Raw genomic sequence first — 20,368 nt, forward strand, 5'->3', positions numbered from 1 at the left:
TTCATATGGCTGACGAATGGCTGGAAGATTATTACTACGCTTATGTTGCCGCCGTAGACGCACAAAAATCTTTTTTCGCTTTTCGGGAAATAGGACTAGAAGCCCAGGACGTTTCGCACACTATTTTCCTGGAGTACAACTCTGGAAAGTGGCGAGAAGTTGGCGAGGCGACTTGGGATACCGTTGCCATGACCACCGACCGGTCACAACAGATGCTGGCAATATCCGAAGAGGGTGAAATTGGGGAAGGCTATCTCGGCTCGACCCTCAGCTTGTCGGAAATGGATCCGCCACCGCTAATGCTCAGAGGGATAAGCTCGATAGGCGAATATACCTACTTGTGCGGAGTGTCCCGAGAAGTGTATGTACGCCATGGATCTTCTGCCTGGCAGCCTGTACATGCCCCAAAGCCTACGAGTAAAGACAGTGTTTTTGGCTTCGAAGCACTGGGCGGTTTCTCCAATGATGAAATCTATGCCGCCGGCTGGAAGGGAGAAATATGGCTGCGGGAGCAAGGCAACTGGCGGCAAGTCGACAGTCCAACCAACTTTAAAATAACTGCATTGATATGCGCCTCTGATGGTTATTGTTATTTATGTGGCCGCCAAGGCACTTTGTTGCGTGGCAGAGCAGACACATGGGAAATTATCGATCTCGAAGAGTTCACCGATGATTTCTGGAGCATTGCTGAACACCAAGGAAAAATCTATTTAGCCACCTTGTTCGAAGTATACGTTCTCGATGAAAGTTCTTTGCGGCCAGTCAACTGGAATATGCCAAAGCCCAATACTTGCTACTGTCTTTCCGCTAAAAACGGGGCGCTTTGGTCTGTTGGCCAAAAGGATATCTTGGTACATGACGGGCAGAGCTGGAGGAAACTTGCTTAACCCACTATTTCTCAAGACTTTGAAATGTACTCGAAGTTGATTTCGCTGATTTTAGATCAACATGTCGAAGAAGCCAGCTTCCTCGCCGTCCTGCGGGACTATGCCCTGGGCGCACCGCACTACGACTTCGACCACCTCAGCCAACTTGACGAGCGCATCGACGCCCACCTTGACGGCCTTCGCGTCGCCGGCACCTGCGGCCTGGAAACCCTGTTGGCTCAACTTGGGCCACACGCCATTGGCGAGCTGTTCGCCAGTGTGGTGCTGGCCTTCGAGGCGGGTAACGCACAGGTGTTGTCACGGCTCAGCGAGCATTTGCGAAGTGCCGTAGAAACGGAGAGCGGCTACCTGATGGCCTTGGGTTGGCTCGACTGGAAGTGGGTTTCGCCCTGGATCGATCGCCTGCTCGCCTCCCCCGACCCCCTGTTTCTGCGCCTCGGCCTGGCCGCCTGTGGCATGCACCGCCACGACCCCGGCCCAGCCCTGCTTACCGGCCTTTCCCACGCCGACCCAAGCGTCCTGGCACGTGCCGCCCGCACTGCCGGCGAGCTGCGCCGTCGAGACCTGATGCCGACCATTCGCAGCCATCGGCAACACCAGGACACCGCCACGCGCTTTTGGGCCAATTGGGCCACCGCGCAGATGGGCGACGAGAAGGCGCTGGAGCCGCTGCGGCAGTTCGCCGAGCAACCGGGCCAGTTCCAGTACCGCGCGCTCTGTGTACTGCTGGCCTGGCAAAGGCGTGAGCACAGCATCGCCTGGATACGCCAGTTGATACAGAACCCCGAGCAACAGCGCGTCGGCATCCAGGCCGTTGGGCTGCTGGGCGACCCGGTCAGCGTGCCCTGGCTGATCCAGCAGATGAGCGACCTGCCTCATGCCCGCGTCGCCGGCGAGGCCTTCAGCCAGATTACTGGGGCAGACCTGGCGTTACTCGATCTGGAATTGCAGGACCTGCCGGATTTCGATGCAGGCCCGAACGACGACCCTGAGGATGCCAGTGTCGCCATGGACCCCGATGAGAATCTACCCTGGCCCGACCCGCAGTTGATCGCAGCCTGGTGGCAGGCCCATGGAGGTGATTTCCAGGCGGGCGTGGGCTATGTGCTGGGGCTGGCGCAGCGCGAAAGCAGTTTTCAGCAAGCGCTTGTCCGGGGCCAGCAACGCCAGCGTATTGCCGCCGCCTACGGCATCGCCCGCTTCCGGCCGACCGAAGTGCTTTTTCCCACCAGCGCACCGGCCTGGCGGCAAAAGCGGTTGTTGTCCGGAGGATGAGCAGGCGATTCATTCTCTTCGACTGCGGCAGCTGGACGCTAGGTACCCATAAACCAAATACGCTAGACTGCCGGCCTATTTTGTTCAGGCCCCCTCGTCATGCCCGCAGAGCATGTTCCCAAGCCCTATACGCTCCTGGCCATCGACGATGATCCGCAATCGTTGATCGTGCTGTCGAAAACCCTGACCGCCGAATATGAAGTGCTGCTGGCAAAGAACAGCGAACGTGGCCTGGCCCTGGCTCGCAGTGCCAGCCCCGATCTGATCATTCTCGACATCCTGATGCCGGAGATGGATGGCTTCCAGGTGCTCAGCGAGCTCAAGAGTCATCCGGCGACTGCAGCCATTCCGGTGATTTTCCTGACCTCGCGCAGCAGCGTCGAAGACGAACGCCTGGGGCTGCTGCTGGGCGCCGCCGATTACATCGCCAAGCCGATTTCGCCCCCTGTGGTACTGGCCCGGGTGGCAACGCAACTGGGCTACCGCAACAAACCCCTGCATGACCTGCAAGCGGTGGCCGGACCTTGCGCCGGCAGCGACATGCGCGACGGTTTTGTCAGTGCATTGACCCTGCAACTGGCCGGCAATCCGCAGATTCGCCTCCAGGCCCTGCTCGATACCCTGTCGATTCTGCTGCGCAGCAGCCCGAGCCGGCGCGACCCCGCGGCCTTGCGCAGCGCTGCCTGCCTGGCGCTGATGGGCCTCAATCAGCCGGGCAGCCGTATCGATCAGGCCCTGGGTCACAGCAGGCTGCTGATTGAAGAGATTCTCGCCCACGCCGAGCCGGAAGACCCGATCCTCAACCTTGCCTGGAAAATCACCCACGCCGATGCCTTGCTCAAGGGCCCTGGCGAGCTGCACACCTGCGAGCGGTTGTCCCTGTCGGCCCGTCTGTTCGCCCTGGCACTGAACTACCACCTGAGCCTGCTCCAGGCCAGCACCGAGGACCTCCACAGTCGGCATGCGCAAGCCATGGGCCAGATGTACCGCCAGCCCGGGTTCGAGCAGTGCATCGCCGGCGACCCGGAGCCGCTGTCGGCGGCCTTGCTGAGTTCGTCACAGAGCTTTTTCGGCCGGTGAATGGATGGTGAGCCTGGCCAATGCCTAACTTCGCAGATCTGGAGCTGTTCATTCTGATCGCCGAGCTGCAGGGCTTGTCCCCCGCCGCTCGCGTCATGTCGATCACCCCGGCTGCCGCCAGCCTGGGGCTCAAGCGCCTGGAAAACCGCCTCGGCGTGCGGCTGTTCACCCGCTCCACCCGCACCATGAAGCTCACCCCCGAAGGCGCACGCTACCTGGAAAGTGCCCAGCACGCCTTGAAGATCCTGGCCAACGGCAAGCGCTCGTTGCGCCACGATGACGGCATGCTGGAACTCACGGTGTCTTCCGACCTGGGCCGCAACCTGCTGCTGGACATGCTCGCCCGGCTCAAGCAGGAACGGCCGCGCATGTACATCAAGCTGGCGCTGAGCGACAAGGAAGAGGACCTGCTCAAGGGCCGCTTCGATGCGGCGTTGCGCTACGGCAAGAACCTGGCACTGGATCTGGTCGAGCTACCGGTGCTCAAGCAGCATTACTTCATCGCCTGCGCCGCGCCAGATTACCTGGCCGAGCATGGCCAGCCCGAGTCACCGGAACAGCTGAGCGAGCACGAATGCATCATCTGCCACAGCATTGGCCGCCCGGAGGGCCGCTGGCGTTTCCATGGGGCCGGCAAGGTCGAGGACGTGCCGGTACAAGGGCATTTTTGCTGTGATGATGGCGATGCCGCACGGCGCTGGGCCGTGGCTGGCCATGGCGTGGTCAACCTGCCGCTGCTCAATGTCGTGGAGGACCTGCTCGCCGGTCGCCTGCTGCCGTTGCTGCCCGGTTGGCAGTCCGACGCGGCGCCGCTGAATCTGGTGGTCTCGCACCGCTCGCAGATCACTTCGTCGTTGCGCGCCTTGCATCAATGCCTGGTCGAGCACTGCACCGACCGCATGGCCCGCTATCAGGCCCTGACCCAGGACACCCGCTAGCCCTGGAAGTCGACAAGCAGGTCATGGGCCTGCTGGAACTCCAACCGGTAGATCCGCTCTTGAATGGCCCGCAGAGGGCCACAGGGGTATTGCTCGTACAGTTCATCGATCAGCGCCAGGGCCTGGGCATTATGGCTGAGCAGCAGCTTGGCCAAGCGCTCCAGTGTCAACACCTGCTCAGGGTCCAGCCCCAGCTGCTGCGGTGCCAGATCCCCGTCGGCTGCCCCTGGCAGGGACGCCAGGCCGGCCAGCACCGGTTCCAGGCACCGCGCCAGCTGCTCGATCAACGGCCCCAGCGCTGCCGGCCCGCCCGCCTGTTCCTCCAGTTGTCCAGCGGCCTCTTTGACCGCCGTGGCACCGATGTTCCCGGCGTTGCCCTGCAGGCTGTGGGCCAGAAAGCCGAGGGCGGCCAGGTCCCCTGCGGCATGGGCTTGCCACAAGCGTTCGATGACCTGCTGCTGGCTGTCACGAAAGTCGGCCAGGAGTTTGCGGTGCAGGGCCAGGTCCTGGTTCACCACCGCCAGCCCGCGCGCGGCGTCGATGCCTGCATAAGTCGAGTTCAAGACGCTTGTACCCGGAGGCGCCGGAACTTGCGCTACCGGCATGTCCGTCGCTTTGATCCAGCGCACCAGGGTCCGATAGAACGCCGCGACCTCCAGGGGCTTGCTCAGCAGATCGCTCATGCCAGCCGCCACCGCCCTGCCCTGCACATCGGCCTGGCTACTGGCGGTCACGGCAATGATCGGCAGCCACCGCAGGTGCGGATACCCGCGAATCTTGCGGGTCGTGGCGAAGCCGTCCATGACCGGCATCTGACAATCCATCAGCACAGCGTCAAAGCGCCCCTCCTCAAGCAACAGACGCAGGGCCTGCGCACCGTTCGCCGCCAGCACCACCTGGACCCCCACGCGCTGCAGCAGGCCCTGCAACACTTCCTGGTTGAGCCCGTTGTCCTCGACCACCAGCACCCGCGTCCCCGCCAGCCAGCGTACCGGGTCATTGATCGCGCCCTGCCCCGCTGTGGCGCCAGTCGCCGGCGCGGCAGGCGTGGTGCAGTTTTCCTCAAGCGGTAACGGCGACAGGCTCAACTGCACGCTGAACTTGAATGTTGCGCCCTGCCCTGGCTGGCTTTTCACCCGGATATCACCTTGCATCAGTTGCACGATTTTCTTCGAGATGGTCAGCCCCAGGCCGCTGCCGCCATAACGCCGGCTGATGGACCGGTCGGCCTGGACAAAGACATTGAACAAGCGGGCCTGCTGCTCGTCGCTGATGCCCACCCCGGTGTCGGTGACGCTGAAGCACAGCAGCGCCTGATGATCCCACTGGCGCACCAGGCACACACCGATACAGACATGGCCGGCCTCGGTGAACTTGATCGCGTTGTCCACCAGGTTGGTCAGCACCTGGGCCAGACGCAGCGGATCACCCACATAACGGCGCGGCAGTGAAGCCGGAATATCCAGTTGCAGCCGCAGCGCCTTTTCTTCCGCGCGCTGGCGGACCAGCAGCAACACATCGTCCACCAGTTCCCGCAGGTCGAAGCCCACTTGCTCCATGCTCAGCTTGCCGGCTTCGATCTTCGACAGGTCGAGCACGCCGTTGATGGTGCCCACCAGGTGTTTGGCCGCACGGTCGATCTTTTCGATGTAGTCGCGCTGCACCGGCTCCAGCGGCAGATCCAGTGCCAGGTGGGCCATGCCGATGATCGCGTTCAGCGGCGTGCGGATCTCATGGGACATGCAGTCGAGAAACTCCGACTTGGCCTGGGTCGCCCGCTCGGCATCCTGTCGTGACTGTTGGATTTGCGCTTCCACCGCCTTGCGCTCGCTGATGTCTTGGAGCACCCCGGTGACCCGCGTCGGTGCTCCACTGGCGTCGCGCTGCATGATCTTGCCGATGTCCAGCACCCACAGCCATTGCCCCTCTTTGTTGCGCATGCGGTACTCAGCGCGGTATTCGCCGACTTCATCGTTCAGGTGCGCCTTGAGCCGGGCCATGACTGGCTCGTAGTCGTCCGGGTGCACCAGAGCGGTCCAGCGCTCCAGGCCATGGCCGAAAGCCTGTTCCATCTGCTGTTTGCTGTAGCCAAGAATCTGCAGCCAGACATCGTTGTTGATGACCGTCCCCAGGCTGAGGTTCCAGTCCCACAGGCCCAGGGCCCCGCTTTGCAGGGCCATGTCCAGGCGCTGTTCGCTCTGCTCGATCTGCGCCACGTCGCGCTTGTGCCGCCGGGCATCGGCCAGGCGCCGCAGGCCGCCCCACAGCAACAGCAAGAACACCAGGGCACTCAGCCCCTCGATCAGCAGCACCTGTTCCCCCGGCAACAGCGTATCCAGGTCGCCCAGGGTGATCAGGGTCCAGGGACCGCTCGGGTCATTCCAGTCGAAATCCACCCGGGACAGGCTATAGCGCCGGCCGTCCAGCTGGATCACCGACTGATGGGCATCGAAGGGCAAGCGTTCGGGCACCCCGTTGGCAAACCGATAGTCGCTGAACTGGCGGCGGATCTCCCCCGTGAACCGGTTCCAGGGCCAGGCGCGGTCGGACTTGAGGATAAAGGCCGGGGAACTGGCGGCCAGCACCACGCCGCTGGGGGACAGGATCATCTGCAGATCGTCGCTGTACGGCTTGCTCAGGCTGGCATCGAGCCTATCGGCATCAAAACGCGCCACCAGCACCCCGATCACCTTGTCCTGGCGCGTACGCGACTCGAAGATCGGCACCGCCATGTAGAACATGCGAGTGCCGGTGGTGGCGCTGATGGCGCCGTAGACACTGCTGCCGCCATCGAGAGCCACCTTGAAGTAGGGGCGGAAGGCCACGTTCAGCCCCAGGGGCGTCTGCCCGTGCTGGTCATGGGCCGCTACCACCACCCCTTCCCGGTTGAGAACAAACGCATGGTTGGCTTCCACCACCAGGGACAGGGTCTTGAGGGGAATGGTGGCCCGCTCCATCAGGTCCGCAGAGGGTTCGGGCTCCAGGACAATGCGCTTGAGCGAGGGGTTGTGACGCCCGAGGATCGACAGTGCGCCAATGGCAAAACCGTTGGATTTCCATTGTTCCAGGTCCTGGGCCTGCTCCCGGGTCTGCATCTGGATGCTGGCGCGGTAGACGTCTTCGACCTGCACACGGTAGTAGTTGCCCAGCGCCCCTGCGGCGCCGCCCGCGATCATCACGCCCAGGGCATAACAGCAGCGCCTGTGACTGTCGAAGAAGTCCAATAACCCGTACAACCCTGTCCCCCTTTACCTGAAAAAAATCGGTGCCCGCCAACCCTTGTCCGAGGCATTGCCTGGCCCTGTCAGCGTTTTGCCAGCCGGCGCGGAAACTCCGGCGGCAGAAAATCGCGGTCCGGATCGTAGTCGGCCTTGAGGTAATCACAAAGCGCCTTGAGGTCCTGGGGCGACAATGTCCCCACCGCCTGCTTGAGCCGCAGGGTGTCGAGAATGTAGTCATAGCGGCTGTTGTTGTACTGGCGCACGACGTTATAGAGCTGACGCTGCGCCTCCAGCACATCGACGATATTGCGGGTTCCGACCTGAAAGCCCATCTGCGAGGCCAGCACGGCGCCCTGGTTGGAGATGATCGACTGGCGCCGCGCCTGCACCTGATCGACACCACTGTTGAGACCGCGATGCAGGTTGCGGGTCTGCTCCACTACTTGACGCCGCAAGCCGTCGTTGAGGTACTCGCGCTGGTTCATCCGCTGGTGGGCTTCGCGCACCTGGGAGCGGGTCTGGCCGCCACTGAACAGCGGAATGTTCAACTGCAGACCGACGGTGCGCTGCTCGACATTGCCACCGTAGCCATTGCCACGGATATCGCTGTTGCCGTAGCCCAGGGCGTCGTTGTCCCCGGTCTGGTAGCGCAGCACCGCGTCCAGGGTCGGCGCGTGCCCGGCCTTGCGCGCGCTCAGGGTCTGCTGCGTCGCCTCCAGGGCGAACTGGCTGGCCTGCAGGGTCAGGTTCTGGCGCACCGCCGTGTCCACCCAGCGCCGGGCGTCGTTGGGTTCGGGCAACAGCACCGGCATGTCGTGGCGCAGCCCCTGGACTGCCTGGTACTGCTGATGCGTCAGAGTGTCCAGGGCTTCGAAGGCATCGTCGGTCTGCTTCTGCGCCACGATGCGGTTGGCCCGCGCCGTGTCATGGCCGGCCTGGGCCTGCAGCACATCGGTGCGGTCCGACAGGCCCAGCTGCAAGCCCCGTTCGGCCAGTTGCTGCTGGCGCTTGAGCGCCGCTTCTTCGGCCTTGGCCGCCGCCAGGGCGTCCTGGGCCTTGAGCAGGCCGAAGTAGGCCTGGGCGCTGTCGAACATGAGTTTCTGCTCGGCGGCGGCCAGCTCCAGCTGGGCCTGCTGGTCTTCAGCTTGCGCGGCCTTGAGGGTGAACCAGCGATCGGCGCGGAATATCGGCTGGTTCAGCACCGCCTGATAACTGGTGCCACTGCGCCGGGTGTCCTGCCGCGGCTGCTGCAGGGAGGTGCTGGTGGCATTGAGATCGGCACTGGCGGACAGCGTGGGCAGCAGGCCGGCCCTGGCCTGGGGCACCGCCTCGGCGCGGGCCGCCTGATCGGCCTGGGCCGCCGCCAGCTCGCTGTTGTTCTGCCGGGCATCCAGGTACACCCGCCACAGGTCACTGGGCAGCGCCTGGGGCCGCTGTTGTGGCACATGGGCTGGCGGATGCTGTGCCGAGTCTTGTGGCAGGTCTTGCCGATGCAATGGGGCCGCCTGCGCCAGGGGCGCCACCAGCAGTGGGACGACAAGCAGCCAGCCGGCAAGGGCTCGCTGCCGCGAATTCATGGGTTTGCTCATGGTTGGATCTAACACCGGGAAAAGAGGGCGCCGCAGACAGGAGGGGCTTTGCGCCCCTCCCGTGTTTCTCCTGCGAGGTCAGGTCAGTGAAGGCACCAGCACCGCCTGCGCGGCCTGATGGTTTTTCGGCAGCTGTTCGCGAGCGCCGCCGGTGTCAGCGAAGGCCGCCATGGCCCCGCTGAGTTTTGCCAGGCTGGGGCCCCGACCATCCGCCGCCGAGTCCGGCACATCCGCCGCCGAGCTCAGAGCGTTCGCCGCCGGCAGCGTCTCGCGCTGGCTCCAGGCCAGTTCGAACACGCTGTCCCCGGCCGATCCACTCGGGCCAAAGCCCTTGAGCAGTTGCTCGACGCTGATCATCGACGAGTCGCCTTTGAGCTCGATCAGCAAATGCCCATGGGCGGCCGCCTGGCTGCCCAGCACCTGGCGCAGCACCAGGGCGGTGCCATTGCCCGTGTCGGTCAGTTGCACATCCTCGCCCCGACGGCTGACGAGGATATTCTTGCCATCGGCCACCGGCAGGATCACCCGATCCAGGGCCAGGCCCGGATCATCGTTGTCGATGACCACCGAGCGGTAATGCGCCCACATCGCCGGGCTGAAACGATAGGTGTCATCCCCGGCGCCGCCGTGCAGCACCACGCTGTCGACCCCGGCAATCAACGGCGGCGCCAGGTCATCCTGACGAGCATTGCCGCTGGCTCCCTGAAGCAGCAGCGAGGAGCCGATGCGCTCGACATTTGCGTAATGGCCCAGCTGCAGCGCCTTGCCGTCCTTGACCTGATACAGCGCCTGCGCCGTCGGGCTGTAGACATAGGCCGAGTTCGGCGTCCCGGCAGCGACGCCGATAAAGCGCAGGTCGCTGCCACCCGGGATGCCGTTGCTGGCGAACATCTGCCCACTGGCAATATCGAACCAGCCGCGGGTGTCGCCGTCCTGCAAGCTCAACACGCCTTTGGCGCCCCACTGGCCAGCCACCGTTGCCAGGGCCTGGGGCAGATTGCCCAGATGTGCCTGTTGCCAACCCTTGTCCACGGCCACCAGTTGCACATCGCCGTTGTTGCTGCGCAGCAGCACTTCGCCTTGCACCGTGGTCAGGCGCAACCCGGCATCGACCTGGACTGCCGAACGCAGTGGCTGCTTGGGCATCCAGTCAATGGCGGCCGGCAATTGCGCCGAGGCCTCAAGCACCTCGTCGCTGCCAAACGCGGTGGCCAGTGCTTGCGCTGTCAGCGGCGGCTGCAGATAGAGCTTGCCGCTCTCGGGCTCGAACAGCCGGGCACTGGCGCTGGCACTGTCGAAGCCGAGAAACTGCAGCGGCTTGCCTTGCAGCGCGGACGATGCCACCACCACCTGACCGTTGTGGTACCACACCGGCAGCGCACTCTTGCCGTCGGCGGCCTTGACCCCGAATACCGCCAGGGTGGCATTGCTGCCGGCGACCTCGGCGAGGTTTTTCCACCAGTTACTGTGGGCCTTGAGCCAATGCTCGTTGACCGCCTCATAGCTCAGCCGTCCCGTCGCCTCGATCCGGGCCATGCGCCCGTCGTTGGTCACGGCCAGCAGATGGCCATTGAGATTGAGCACATTGGCCAGGGGCGGCGTGCTCAGCCGCAAGGCGCTTGGCTGGCCGGCATCGAGCACCTTCTGCCCCGGCCCTTCCTGGCGGAACAGCACCTGCTGCGCCTTGCTGTAGAAGTAAAACACTTCCTGGCCACCGGGCTGCGCCTGGCTGCCCGCCAACACCAGGTCGGCCGGAATCTGCCAGGCGCTTTGCACCTGCCCCGGGGCATCGGCGCGCGGCGCCTGCCCGGCCGGTGGTGCCAGGTTCGGCTTGATCACGATGCCGTCGCTGCTGCGCACCCAGTAGCGGTGCGCGACTTTGGCGTTGTCCAGGCCAAACACCGTGATCAGCTCTGCCGCAGTCGGCTCCAGCACGGGCGCGCCCAGGCTGTACACCGGGGTGTCGCGCTGGGTGGCCTGAGTCTCGTAGCCCTTGAGCAGGGTATTGAGCAGGGTCTTGGCGTCCTTGCCATGCTGGCTGTTGCTTGCCGACAGTTGCAGCAACGACTCATCGCCGACCACCCCCACCAGCTCCATGCGGTCACCGAGGATACGGAAGCTCAGTTCGGCTTCCCGCTCCTTGAGCTGATAACGACGGGCCAGATACACCGCATCGCCCTCTTGCCAGAACCGGCTGATCTGGCCGGCGCTCTGGTTGAACGCAGGGGCGAACTGCGCATCGACCTTGCCGCTGGCAATATCGACCCGCCACGCGGCGGCGTTCTCGGCATCGACGAAGTAGGCATGCTCGCCGATGACCGCCCCCAACTGGGCGTTGCGCGCCTGTTGCACATCGGTGTCGGTGAATAGCATGCGGTCCTTGGCAACGTCGTAGTACGCCCGACCGACATTGCGCTCACCGTGCTTGTAGTTCTCCACCACCACGTATTGGCCGTGCAACTGATGGGCCTGGGCCAGCTCCTTGAGGTGCTGTTCGATGCGCTGCCCGGACACCTGCCATTGGCTGGCGTCTTCCTTCACCACGTAGGTGGTCTGGCCGGCAAAATCGGCTGCCCGTACTTCACCCTTGGCGTTGACCAGCAGCACCTGCCCGTTCTGGGCCGGATCGAGCCTGACCTTGACCCCGCCCACCAGCAAGTGGTCCTTCGCCACGGTGATGCTGTCGCTCTCCAGCTGGCTGCTGTCGATGATCCAGCGTGACGGCTGACGGCCGGCCTCGTTACTGAGCCTGACCTCGGTGCCTTCGTTGAGGCCAATCAGGTATTCGCCGCCTGCGCCCTGGATGTCGTAGCGCAGGTAGCCGTACAGCTCCTTGGGCAGTTGCGGCACCACCAATTGCCGGTTGTGCCCATCTAACAGCACTTCTACCGGCGTCTCGACGTACTCCTGGTGAATCCGCCGGATCGTCTCCTCGCTCGGGAAGATGTAGAAGTCGTAGTCGAAGCGCCGGTCCTGCTCGAGCTTGCGAATCACATCGAAACCCGTGTCATGCCGGGTGGTGGCCCCCGGCAGGATCATGTACTCGTAGCTGATGTAGGACTTGGGCGTGCCCGGCAGGATCACCGTCCTGCTGTCGCCGTGGTCGAGTCTGGGCGGCTTGGCGCCGTGGCCAATGCCGCTGCGCACCTCGATCGCCTGGGCGCGGTCGTGGATCATCCGCGGAAAGTCCCCGACCCAGAAGAAGTAGTTGATCGCCCCGGAACCGGTGGAGCCGTGGTGAGTGCGGTAAATGTACTGGCTGTCGAAACCTACCTCGTTCGAGCGCAGGTCGAGGCGCTTGACCACCGCCCCGGCCAGGGGCACCAGCACCTGCTGTTTCTCGTCATAACGGTAGCCGTTGCCTTGGTAGGCCTTGTCCAGGGTGTCGAAGTAACGTCCCACCGCCTTGGCATCTTCGGCCACCGCGCCAAAGGCCTGGGCCAGTGCCGTGAAGCCTACCGCCAGGCCACCGAGGATCACCCCCGCGCCGCCCAGCACCGCCGCCGTTGTCGAGGCGCCGATCAGCCCGGCACCGATACCCGCCGCGCCACTGACAAAACTCGCCGAATCGAACGCCAGCTGGGTGCCGAATACGGCTTTCTGCACATCGTTCTCGGCATGGGCCAGCTCATAGGCATCCAGGCCGACCATGGCCCCGCCAAACAGCACGCCTGCGCCCTCGTTGACCGTGTGCCCCAGGGTCGAGGCAAAGTCCTTGAGCGAGGACTCGGCGGCCAGGGCTTCGCCGCGCAACGCGGTTTGCACCAGTTTGGTGATGTTGGCCACATCTTGCACCGTGCCATGGCCAATCTGCGCCAGGCCCAGGTAGCTATGGATCTTCAGGGCGGTGGCCAGGTCCGGTGAAATCACGCCCTGGGCCGCATCCTTGCGATTCTTGTCGGCAAACCACTGGATCAGCGTCTGGACCGCAAAGCCCGCGTTCAGGCCGTCCACATGCGCCACTTCGCCGACCCCACCGCGGGGCCGGATCTGCCCATGCTCCAGGGTGAAGTGCTCGTTGAGCACGCTCATGTGCTCATCGACGAAACGACGGAATTCGACAAAGGTGCCATCGTCGGTGCTCAGCCAGCGGGTCTGATCGGGCTGGTCACGGTTGATGAACTGCACCCGATAGCCGCCCTCCGGCTGTGGCTCGGTGTTGGCGATGATCGGTATCCACTGGCTGCTCAACTGGTGCTCCCGGGCCAGCCGGGTGCTGGCGGCGTCGAAGCGCGCCCCCCATTGCTCGGCGTCGAACGTGGTCAGCGCTGCGCCCAGGCGCAGGTCCTGGCTGACGCGCTGCTGGGCACCCACCGCCTGCTCCACCTGGCGGCGTTGGCCGATGACACCGGCCAACTCCTCGGGACGGGACAGATCGGCAACGTTCAGCCCGCTGCCCACCGGCACCTCGGCCATCTTGTGGGTGTCGATCTCGATCAGGTTGAAGGCCGGCTGCGACTGGCTGCCGAACGAGCCGTAGTGCGCCGCCAGTTTTCGGCGCACCAGGTGCTGCTCCATGGCCTTGGCCAAGCCCTTGCTGGAGTCGAAAGCGAAGATCCCCACATTCGGGTCATAGAAGTAGTAGCGACGGCCTTCGGGGCCCTGGGTACTGCCCACCATCATCGAGTGGTTCTGGGTGTTGAGGGCAAACATCGAGTCGCTGCTGCTGTTGGCCAACCGTGCCACCACGTCGGACAACTGGAACTGCCCCAGCGCCTTGGAGGCCTGGACCGCGTCGACATTGGAATGCAGCCGGATCAGGCTGTTCTTGAGCAAGGTCGAGCTGCCCGCCTGGGGATCGGCCGAGGCCAGGAACAGCTTCTGCACCAGGCTGTTGACCCCTGCCTCACCGCCCCTGGCCAAGGCGACGGCCATGGCCCTGACCAGCGGGTAGCAGCGGCCTCCGGAGCGGTCACCCACCAGCGACAGGTAGAAGTCCTGGGGCGCCAACTGGCCGAAGACACTGCCGGCGCCCCGGAAGTCTTCACTGAGAGTCGCGGTCTGGCGCAGCACCTTGTCGATGTATTCGGCCTGGCTGGTCTCACTGATGCGGGCACTCAGGGCGCCACGCTGCCCAGGCGTGAGCTGGCCGTCGAGAAACAGGCGCTTCATCTCCAGGGCCGACTTCTTGTCGTCCAGCCCGGGGATCTTGATCTCGCGAAAATCCCGCACGCCATCACTGAATGCCGTGCCCCGGGCCCCGCGCTGATAGGCCTCGGCAATGGCGTAGCGCTCGCCCACGCTGGTGCTGCGCTCATCGCCCCCACCCTGGATCGCCGTGTCGTCGGTGCGCACCACCGCAGCAGTGCCCTGCTTGGCCTGGATCTGCTGCCAGAGCCAGGTCTTTTCCACCGAAGCGGCCTCACGCAACACTGGTTCGTACTGCGCCCGGTAGAAATCCTGCGTGAGGTTGAGCTGCTTGATCTGCTGGTCGATCAGGCTCTTGTCGCTGGCCCCGCGCCGCTGCTCCTGGAGTTGATAACGCTGGTTGCCGAGCTGTTCGATGTCGGCGCTGACCTTGGCCTGGACCGCATCGCGCAGCCGATTCCAGGCGGCAATGGCCGGGTGCTCGGGAGAAAAGTCGCCGCCGCTGTAGACGCCATCGGCCACCCCTTCAGTGGACACGCCGAACTGGGTCGCCACCTTCTTCAGGTTCTGGTGCACCTGTTCGCGGTACTCGGCGAACTGGGTCCGGTTGCGTTCCTGCACCTGGCTGTCGGCGGTCTGGATGGCAAGCGGCTCTGCACCCTCGCGCAACTTCGGCCAGACCATCTGCCCTTCGCGCTGGTACTCCTGGCGCTGGAACACCAACTGCCACTGGCCGTCGACGACCTGCATGTACGCCGCAGCCAGGCCCTCGGCGGTGCCGGCCACCTGGTAGTCCTTGTAGTCGACCGCCATCACCACGTTGTCGTACAGCAGCGAACTGTTGACCCGACCGTCGTGATAGACCCGATAGGTAGTGGCGTCCAGGCTGGTCACCACCAGCGAGCAGCCCGACAAGGTGCCGGTAAAGAGGAAGCTGCCCGCGCGCGCCTGCTTGGGAATGTCCACATAGGCCGGCGCGGCGTTGGCCTGGTTCGGCCCGTTGTAGCCGAGGAAATACGCCGGCACGCTGTCCGGGCTCCCGCTCACGGAGTTGGCGCTGTGCTCGGTGTATTCGAGCTCATACAGCCTGGGCGCGACTTCCACCAACTGCACGTTGCCCTGGGCCGGCAAGCGCCCCGCCTTGACCAGGGCCTCGGCACTGAGGGTGTGGGTCTGGGCGAACTGCACCGGGTCGGCGGCAAACTGGTGAATGTCGGCGCTGCCCTGGCGCGGTTCGAAGCCGGCTCCGAGCGACGCCAGGCCCGTCTTGAGTTGCCGGTCCTTGGCGGCCTGCCCCAACAGCGCGGGCAGCGGCCCCAGGTCGGTGAAGCGCGGTGGATGGAACTCCTCGCTCGGCGCCAGGCCTTGATTGACGATGGGCAGGACCCGGGCCATCACGGCGTCGTACAGCTCCCCATGCAAAGCCTCCCGGCGCCCTTCGGCACGGTAGCGGTCGAAGGTCTGCAGCAGGTCCTTGCCGATGCTGTCCGGCCCCTGGGGTTCATAACGGGCGGCGACATACAGGGTTTCGAAGAACGAGTGGTAGCCGTTGCGGATCATGAAGGCCGCGTTGGCCATCTGGAACTGCCAGTACTGCTTGATGCTCGGCGCGCTACCGAACAACTCCGGCAAGGCATTGCTGACGGTCTGGGTGGTCCCGGAAATGCCCCCCACGAACGGGGTGTCCAGGTCGCTCATGTAGCGTGTGGCTTCATTGTTCGGATCGGGGCGGAACTGGCTGTAGCTGCGGTACTTGTCGTCCTGGATCAGCAGCGCGGCATCGGTCCGGGCCTGCTCCGGGTGGGTATTGAGGATCAGGTAGGGGTCGGGCTGGTTCAGCCGGTTGTTGATCATGACCTTGTCGGCGCCGGTTTTTGGCGTCAGCGCGGCATGGGCATTGACCGGCACCGCGGCCTTGGAAAAACTGTCGGCCACGGGGCGCAGGGCATGGAACAACGCCTGCTTGCGCAGGCTGCGGCCCTGGTCGCCGGACAGCAGCGCCTCGACCGTCGGCCGCAACGCGACGTCGGCCGGCGCCAGGCCCTGGGGGCCGCTCAACAACAGGTTCAGCAGTTTGCTGTCCAGGCCGCGCTCCACCGCCACCTGATCGAAAACATGCACCTTCGGGTTGCCTGGATGCTGCCCGGCGTTGGCGCTGGCCACTCGCTGTGTTTCCATCTCGATCGACTGGGCACGCCACTGTTCATACAGCGGTGCCAGCAGCAATTTGGCCTGGGCAATGTCGCTCTGCAGATAACCGCCTTGCAGGACTTTGCTCAGCGCCTGGTTCTTCACCAGGTTCTGCCCCAGGCCGAACAGCAGCTCATCATTGTCGTGGCTTTGCCAGACCGACGCGGCGAAGGCCTGTTCCCACAGCACCTTGTTCAGGTTGTTGCCCTTGATATCCCGCAGGCTCGGGCGGCTGTGTTGCGCCAGCAGCACCCCGGCCGGGGTGATGTGGTTGCGTTCGAGCAGGCGCGTCAGCTGTTGCACGAAGGTGGCGCGCTCGCTGCTGCCTGCGAACAGCCGGCTGGCCTTGAAGCCCTCGCCGCGCAATTGTTCCAGGCGCTCGAAAAACGCTGCGTTGTATTGATACAGGGTCTCGGTCTGGGCCTTGCTCAGGTGGCTGCTGCTGACCTTGTCGCCCTCGACGGTCATCACGGCAAAAGGTGTCGCCGAACGGTAAGCGTCACCCTGGGGCATTTCCAGCAGGTACTGATGCTCGGCAAAGCCGACCGAGCGTTCCAGCTCATGAATATTGACGAACAGGCCGTCGCGGTCCGGGTGGTAGCTGTTCTGCCGATAGTCTTCGACGCCCAGGGTCTGGAAGCTGGTGATGTCCGCGTTCTGGTTGATCAGTTCGCTCAAGGCGCCGGCCAGGGGCACTTCGCGGGTCACGCTGGTGCCGGGCGACTGGCCCGAGACCTGGATGCCGACCTGGTTGGGCACTTTGCGATCGACACCGGTCAACAGCAGCTTGCGGCCATTGCTCAGCACCTGGGCCTTGAAGCCTTCGCGCAGGGAGCTTTCCGACACCAGGTGGTTGGCGAAGTACTGCTCGACGAACCCGGTCTTGACCAGCACCGAGCGAATCGGTGCATAGGTCGGCGAGCGCATGGACGGTGGCTCGCTCTTGAGCCGGTACTGTTGCTGCCAGGCCAGGGAACGGGCGGCGGTGCCAAAGGAGAAATTCAGCACGCCGTCGGTGGGCACCACCAGCCGGCCGTGCTCCAGGTAGAAGTCCTTGAAGCGGCCATCGGTGCTGGCATTGACCAGCGCCACGTTCATGCGGATGTAGCCCGGGCGCTCCTCCATCATCAGCAGTGAAAGGTTCACCGGCAGCTCGTCGGAGGCCCGGGGCGGCTTGGCCAGTGCCGCCAGGCTCGCGGCCTGCTGCTGCGGGGCGGCCTTGAGCCAGGCGTTGTAGCGGGTACTCACCTCCTTGTAGGCCTGCAGCTCGGAGAACAGGGTCACGTAGGTCTGGCTGAAGGTGGAGTCGGCCACCTGCAGGCTCAGGTGCTTCTCCAGGCGGTTGATCCGGCCCTTGAGCTCTTTCTGCTTGGCCGGCGCATCGGCTTGCAGGACCTCGGCCTTGGCGCCACCGGGACTGAGCAGCCGCAGGGCCTTGTTCCAGGTGCTGTCATAGTGGCTGATCGCCGTGTCCTGACGGCTGTACAACAGGATGTCACGGTCCAGTTGCTGCTTGTAGGCAATGGTGGCCGGCGTGTCGGCGATGGCCTTCATTTCTTTGCGGCGTTGTTGCAGCACCTGCAACTGGTCGCCCACCGAGACCGGGTTGTCCTGCATCTGGTAGTGCTGGGCGGCCAGCACGCTCAGGGTGCTCTGCTGCATTTCCAGCAGGCGCTCGCCGACCTGGCCGATGTACGCGGCACGCTCGTCGGCGCTCATGTTGAACCATTCGGTTTGCCGCCCTGCCGTCTTGATCTGTTGGTCGATCAGGGTATTGAGCAGGCGCGTGAAGTCCTTGGACATAAAAGCCATTGCAATGATCCTTTGTCTGTTTTGAGCCAAGCCCTGCGTCTCGCGAAGGGCTGCCTAGGGGTATGGAACTGCGGGGTGGGGAGACATGACGGGTGGGCGAGTCCTCCTGCCGTCGGTGGGGTCAGTCCTTCATCTGCAGCGCCCACTGCCGGGCATACAACCCGTTCAGGGCGAGCAGCTGTTGGTGTGTGCCTTGTTCGAGCACCCGGCCCTGATCGATGACCAGAATCCGGTCCGCATGGCGCAGGGTATTGAGGCGATGGGCGACGCTGATCACCGTGCGGCCGCGGACGATGCCCTGCAGGTTGGCCATCACCGCCGCTTCCGACTCGTAGTCCAGGGCACTGGTGGCTTCGTCCAGCAACAGGATGCCGGGGTTGGTCAACAGGGCCCGGGCCAGGGCAATGCGTTGACGCTGGCCGCCGGAGAGCTGGCCGCCACGCTCGCCCACCTCGGTCTCGTAGCCCTGGGCCAGGGCCTCGATAAAGGACGCCGCCCCGGCCAGACTGGCGGCGTGCCGCACCTCGGCGTCGCTGGCTTGAGGCCGGCACAGGCGGATGTTCTCGGCAACGCTGCCGGCGAACAACACGCTTTCCTGGAGCACCACGCTCATGTTGCGACGCAGGGCCACCGGGTCGGCGATGGCCAGGTCGATGCCGTCCACCAGCACTCGGCCGTGCTGGGGCACATAGAGGCGCTGCAGCAGGCGGGTCAGGGTCGATTTGCCGGAACCGGAAGGCCCGGTGATGCCGACGAACTCGCCCGGCTGGATCTCCAGATCCAGCTGGCGCAGCACCTCCTGGCCGTCTTCCTCGTAGCGAAAACGCACCCCCTGGAAGCTCACCCCGCCCTGCAACGCTGGCACCGAGGCCAGGCCGCCGCTGCCGCTTTCACAGTCGCTGTCGAGAATGTCCCCCAGGCGGCGCAGGGAAATCAGCGTGTGCTGGAAGTCCTGCCAGACCTGGGCCAGACGCAGGATCGGCTCCACCACATGCCCGGCCAGCATGTTGAAGGCCACCAGTTGGCCGGGGCTCAACTGGCCATCCAGCACCAGCATCACGCCCCACCACAGCAACAGCGCTGCGGTCAGCTTCTGGATCAGGCCGATGCCCTGCCCGGCCCAGATCCCGACGATGCGGGTGTGGAACGCCGCACGCACATAAGCCGCCAGCTGGCGCTGCCACTGCTGCTGGAAGGCGCTTTCGATGGCCCCGGTCTTGATAGTCTCGATGCCGGTCACGGTCTCGGTGAGAAACGCCGTGTTGGCCGCATTCAACTCGTATTCGCGCAAGGCCCGGCTGCGCAGCAAGGGGCCCACGCACAGCCAGAAGAGGAAATACAGGGCCAGGGAGCCCACCACCATCCAGGTCAGCAGCGGTGCGTAGCTGTACATCACGGCGATGAACAAGCCGCAGAACGCCAGGTCCAGCACCAGGGTCAAGGCCGAGCCGGTAAGAAACTGGCGGATCTGTTGCATCTCACCGACCCGGGCGATGATCTCGCCGCTCTGGCGCCGCTGGAAATAACCCAGCGGCAACTGGATCAGATGCTGGTACAGGCGCGCGGACAGCTCGGCGTTGATCTTGCTCGCCACATTGCTGAACAGCCAGGACCGCAACAGGCCGAACAAGGGCTCGAACAGCGCCAGGGCCAGCATGGCGATCCCCAGCACTTGCAGGCTCGACAGGCCGCGACTGACCAGGACCCGGTCGATGATGTTCTCGAACAGCAGCGGCGTGACCAGCGCTACGCCTTGCAGCATCAGCGACACCAGCAGCACGCTGCGAAACTGGCGCCCATGCTTGAGGATCGACGGCAGGAACCAGGAGACGCCGAAACCACCCGTCTTCAGCTGCACATGCCGCTCGGCCAGCAGCAACACCTCTCCCTCTCCCTGTCCCTGATCATGGCCTTGCCAGAGCGTCGCCAGCTCCTGGCGCGACAGGGTCTGGCATTGCCCCTGCAGCGGCCAGAACACCCGGACCCGGTCGCCCTCCACCGCGTCCAGCACCGCCCAGCCCCGAGTGGTGTCCAGCAGCGCCGGCAGCGGCAGGTGATGCAAACGCTGCACTCGGCTCTGCACTGCCCGTGCGCGCAGGCCGATCCAGCCGGCGCAGCGCCGCAGGTCAAGGCTGTCGGCCGGACCTTCAACCCGCCCCAGGCGGTGAGTCAGTTGCGCCACGCTGATGCTCAGGTCAAAGCGCCGGGCGGCCCAGGCCAGGGCGTGCAGGCCGGTGTCGAGCATTGTCGGTGAGGGTTCAGAAGCGGCATCGAAAGCGCGGGTCATG

Annotated in this window: 8 protein-coding genes; 4 read left to right on the forward strand and 4 right to left on the reverse strand. The window is 64.5% G+C overall.

The features are described 5' to 3' along the window. Nucleotides 1-5 precede the first annotated feature (5 nt). From ACUXVH_RS10630 to ACUXVH_RS10645, 4 genes are all read left to right on the forward strand, one after another. Complete coding sequence (locus ACUXVH_RS10630; protein WP_445494783.1) at nucleotides 6-887, forward strand: hypothetical protein; 882 nt, start codon at nucleotides 6-8, stop codon at nucleotides 885-887. Between the two features lie 24 nt (nucleotides 888-911). Further along, nucleotides 912-2,162, forward strand: coding sequence for a TIGR02270 family protein (locus tag ACUXVH_RS10635; protein WP_065364057.1), 1,251 nt, complete (start codon nucleotides 912-914; stop codon nucleotides 2,160-2,162). A gap of 99 nt (nucleotides 2,163-2,261) precedes the next feature. Next, nucleotides 2,262-3,242 (forward strand): response regulator, encoded by a 981-nt coding sequence (locus ACUXVH_RS10640; RefSeq protein ID WP_065364056.1) that lies wholly within the window; start codon nucleotides 2,262-2,264, stop codon nucleotides 3,240-3,242. A 20-nt stretch (nucleotides 3,243-3,262) separates the two neighbouring features. Beyond that, nucleotides 3,263-4,180 carry a LysR family transcriptional regulator gene (locus ACUXVH_RS10645; protein ID WP_065364055.1) on the forward strand — a complete coding sequence of 306 codons (918 nt, stop codon included), beginning with the start codon at nucleotides 3,263-3,265 and terminating at the stop codon, nucleotides 4,178-4,180. Here ACUXVH_RS10645 and ACUXVH_RS10650 read toward each other — a convergent pair. The 4 genes from ACUXVH_RS10650 to ACUXVH_RS10665 form a co-directional block, all read right to left on the reverse strand. Beyond that, a complete protein-coding gene (locus ACUXVH_RS10650) occupies nucleotides 4,177-7,356 on the reverse strand; it encodes an ATP-binding protein (RefSeq protein ID WP_176707115.1) in 3,180 nt (1,059 codons plus the stop codon). The genes ACUXVH_RS10645 and ACUXVH_RS10650 overlap by 4 nt on opposite strands. Nucleotides 7,357-7,484: 128 nt before the next feature. Continuing rightward, entirely contained in the window at nucleotides 7,485-8,990 is a 1,506-nt protein-coding gene (locus ACUXVH_RS10655) for a TolC family outer membrane protein (protein WP_065364053.1), read from the reverse strand. Between the two features lie 78 nt (nucleotides 8,991-9,068). Further along, nucleotides 9,069-18,080: a TcdA/TcdB pore-forming domain-containing protein gene (locus ACUXVH_RS10660; RefSeq protein WP_065364052.1), complete on the reverse strand. Its 9,012-nt coding sequence runs from the start codon at nucleotides 18,078-18,080 to the stop codon at nucleotides 9,069-9,071. Between the two features lie 121 nt (nucleotides 18,081-18,201). Then, entirely contained in the window at nucleotides 18,202-20,367 is a 2,166-nt protein-coding gene (locus ACUXVH_RS10665) for a type I secretion system permease/ATPase (RefSeq protein WP_065364051.1), read from the reverse strand. Nucleotide 20,368 lies beyond the last annotated feature (1 nt).

It is taken from the genome of Pseudomonas sp. 8(2025), assembly GCF_052665325.1.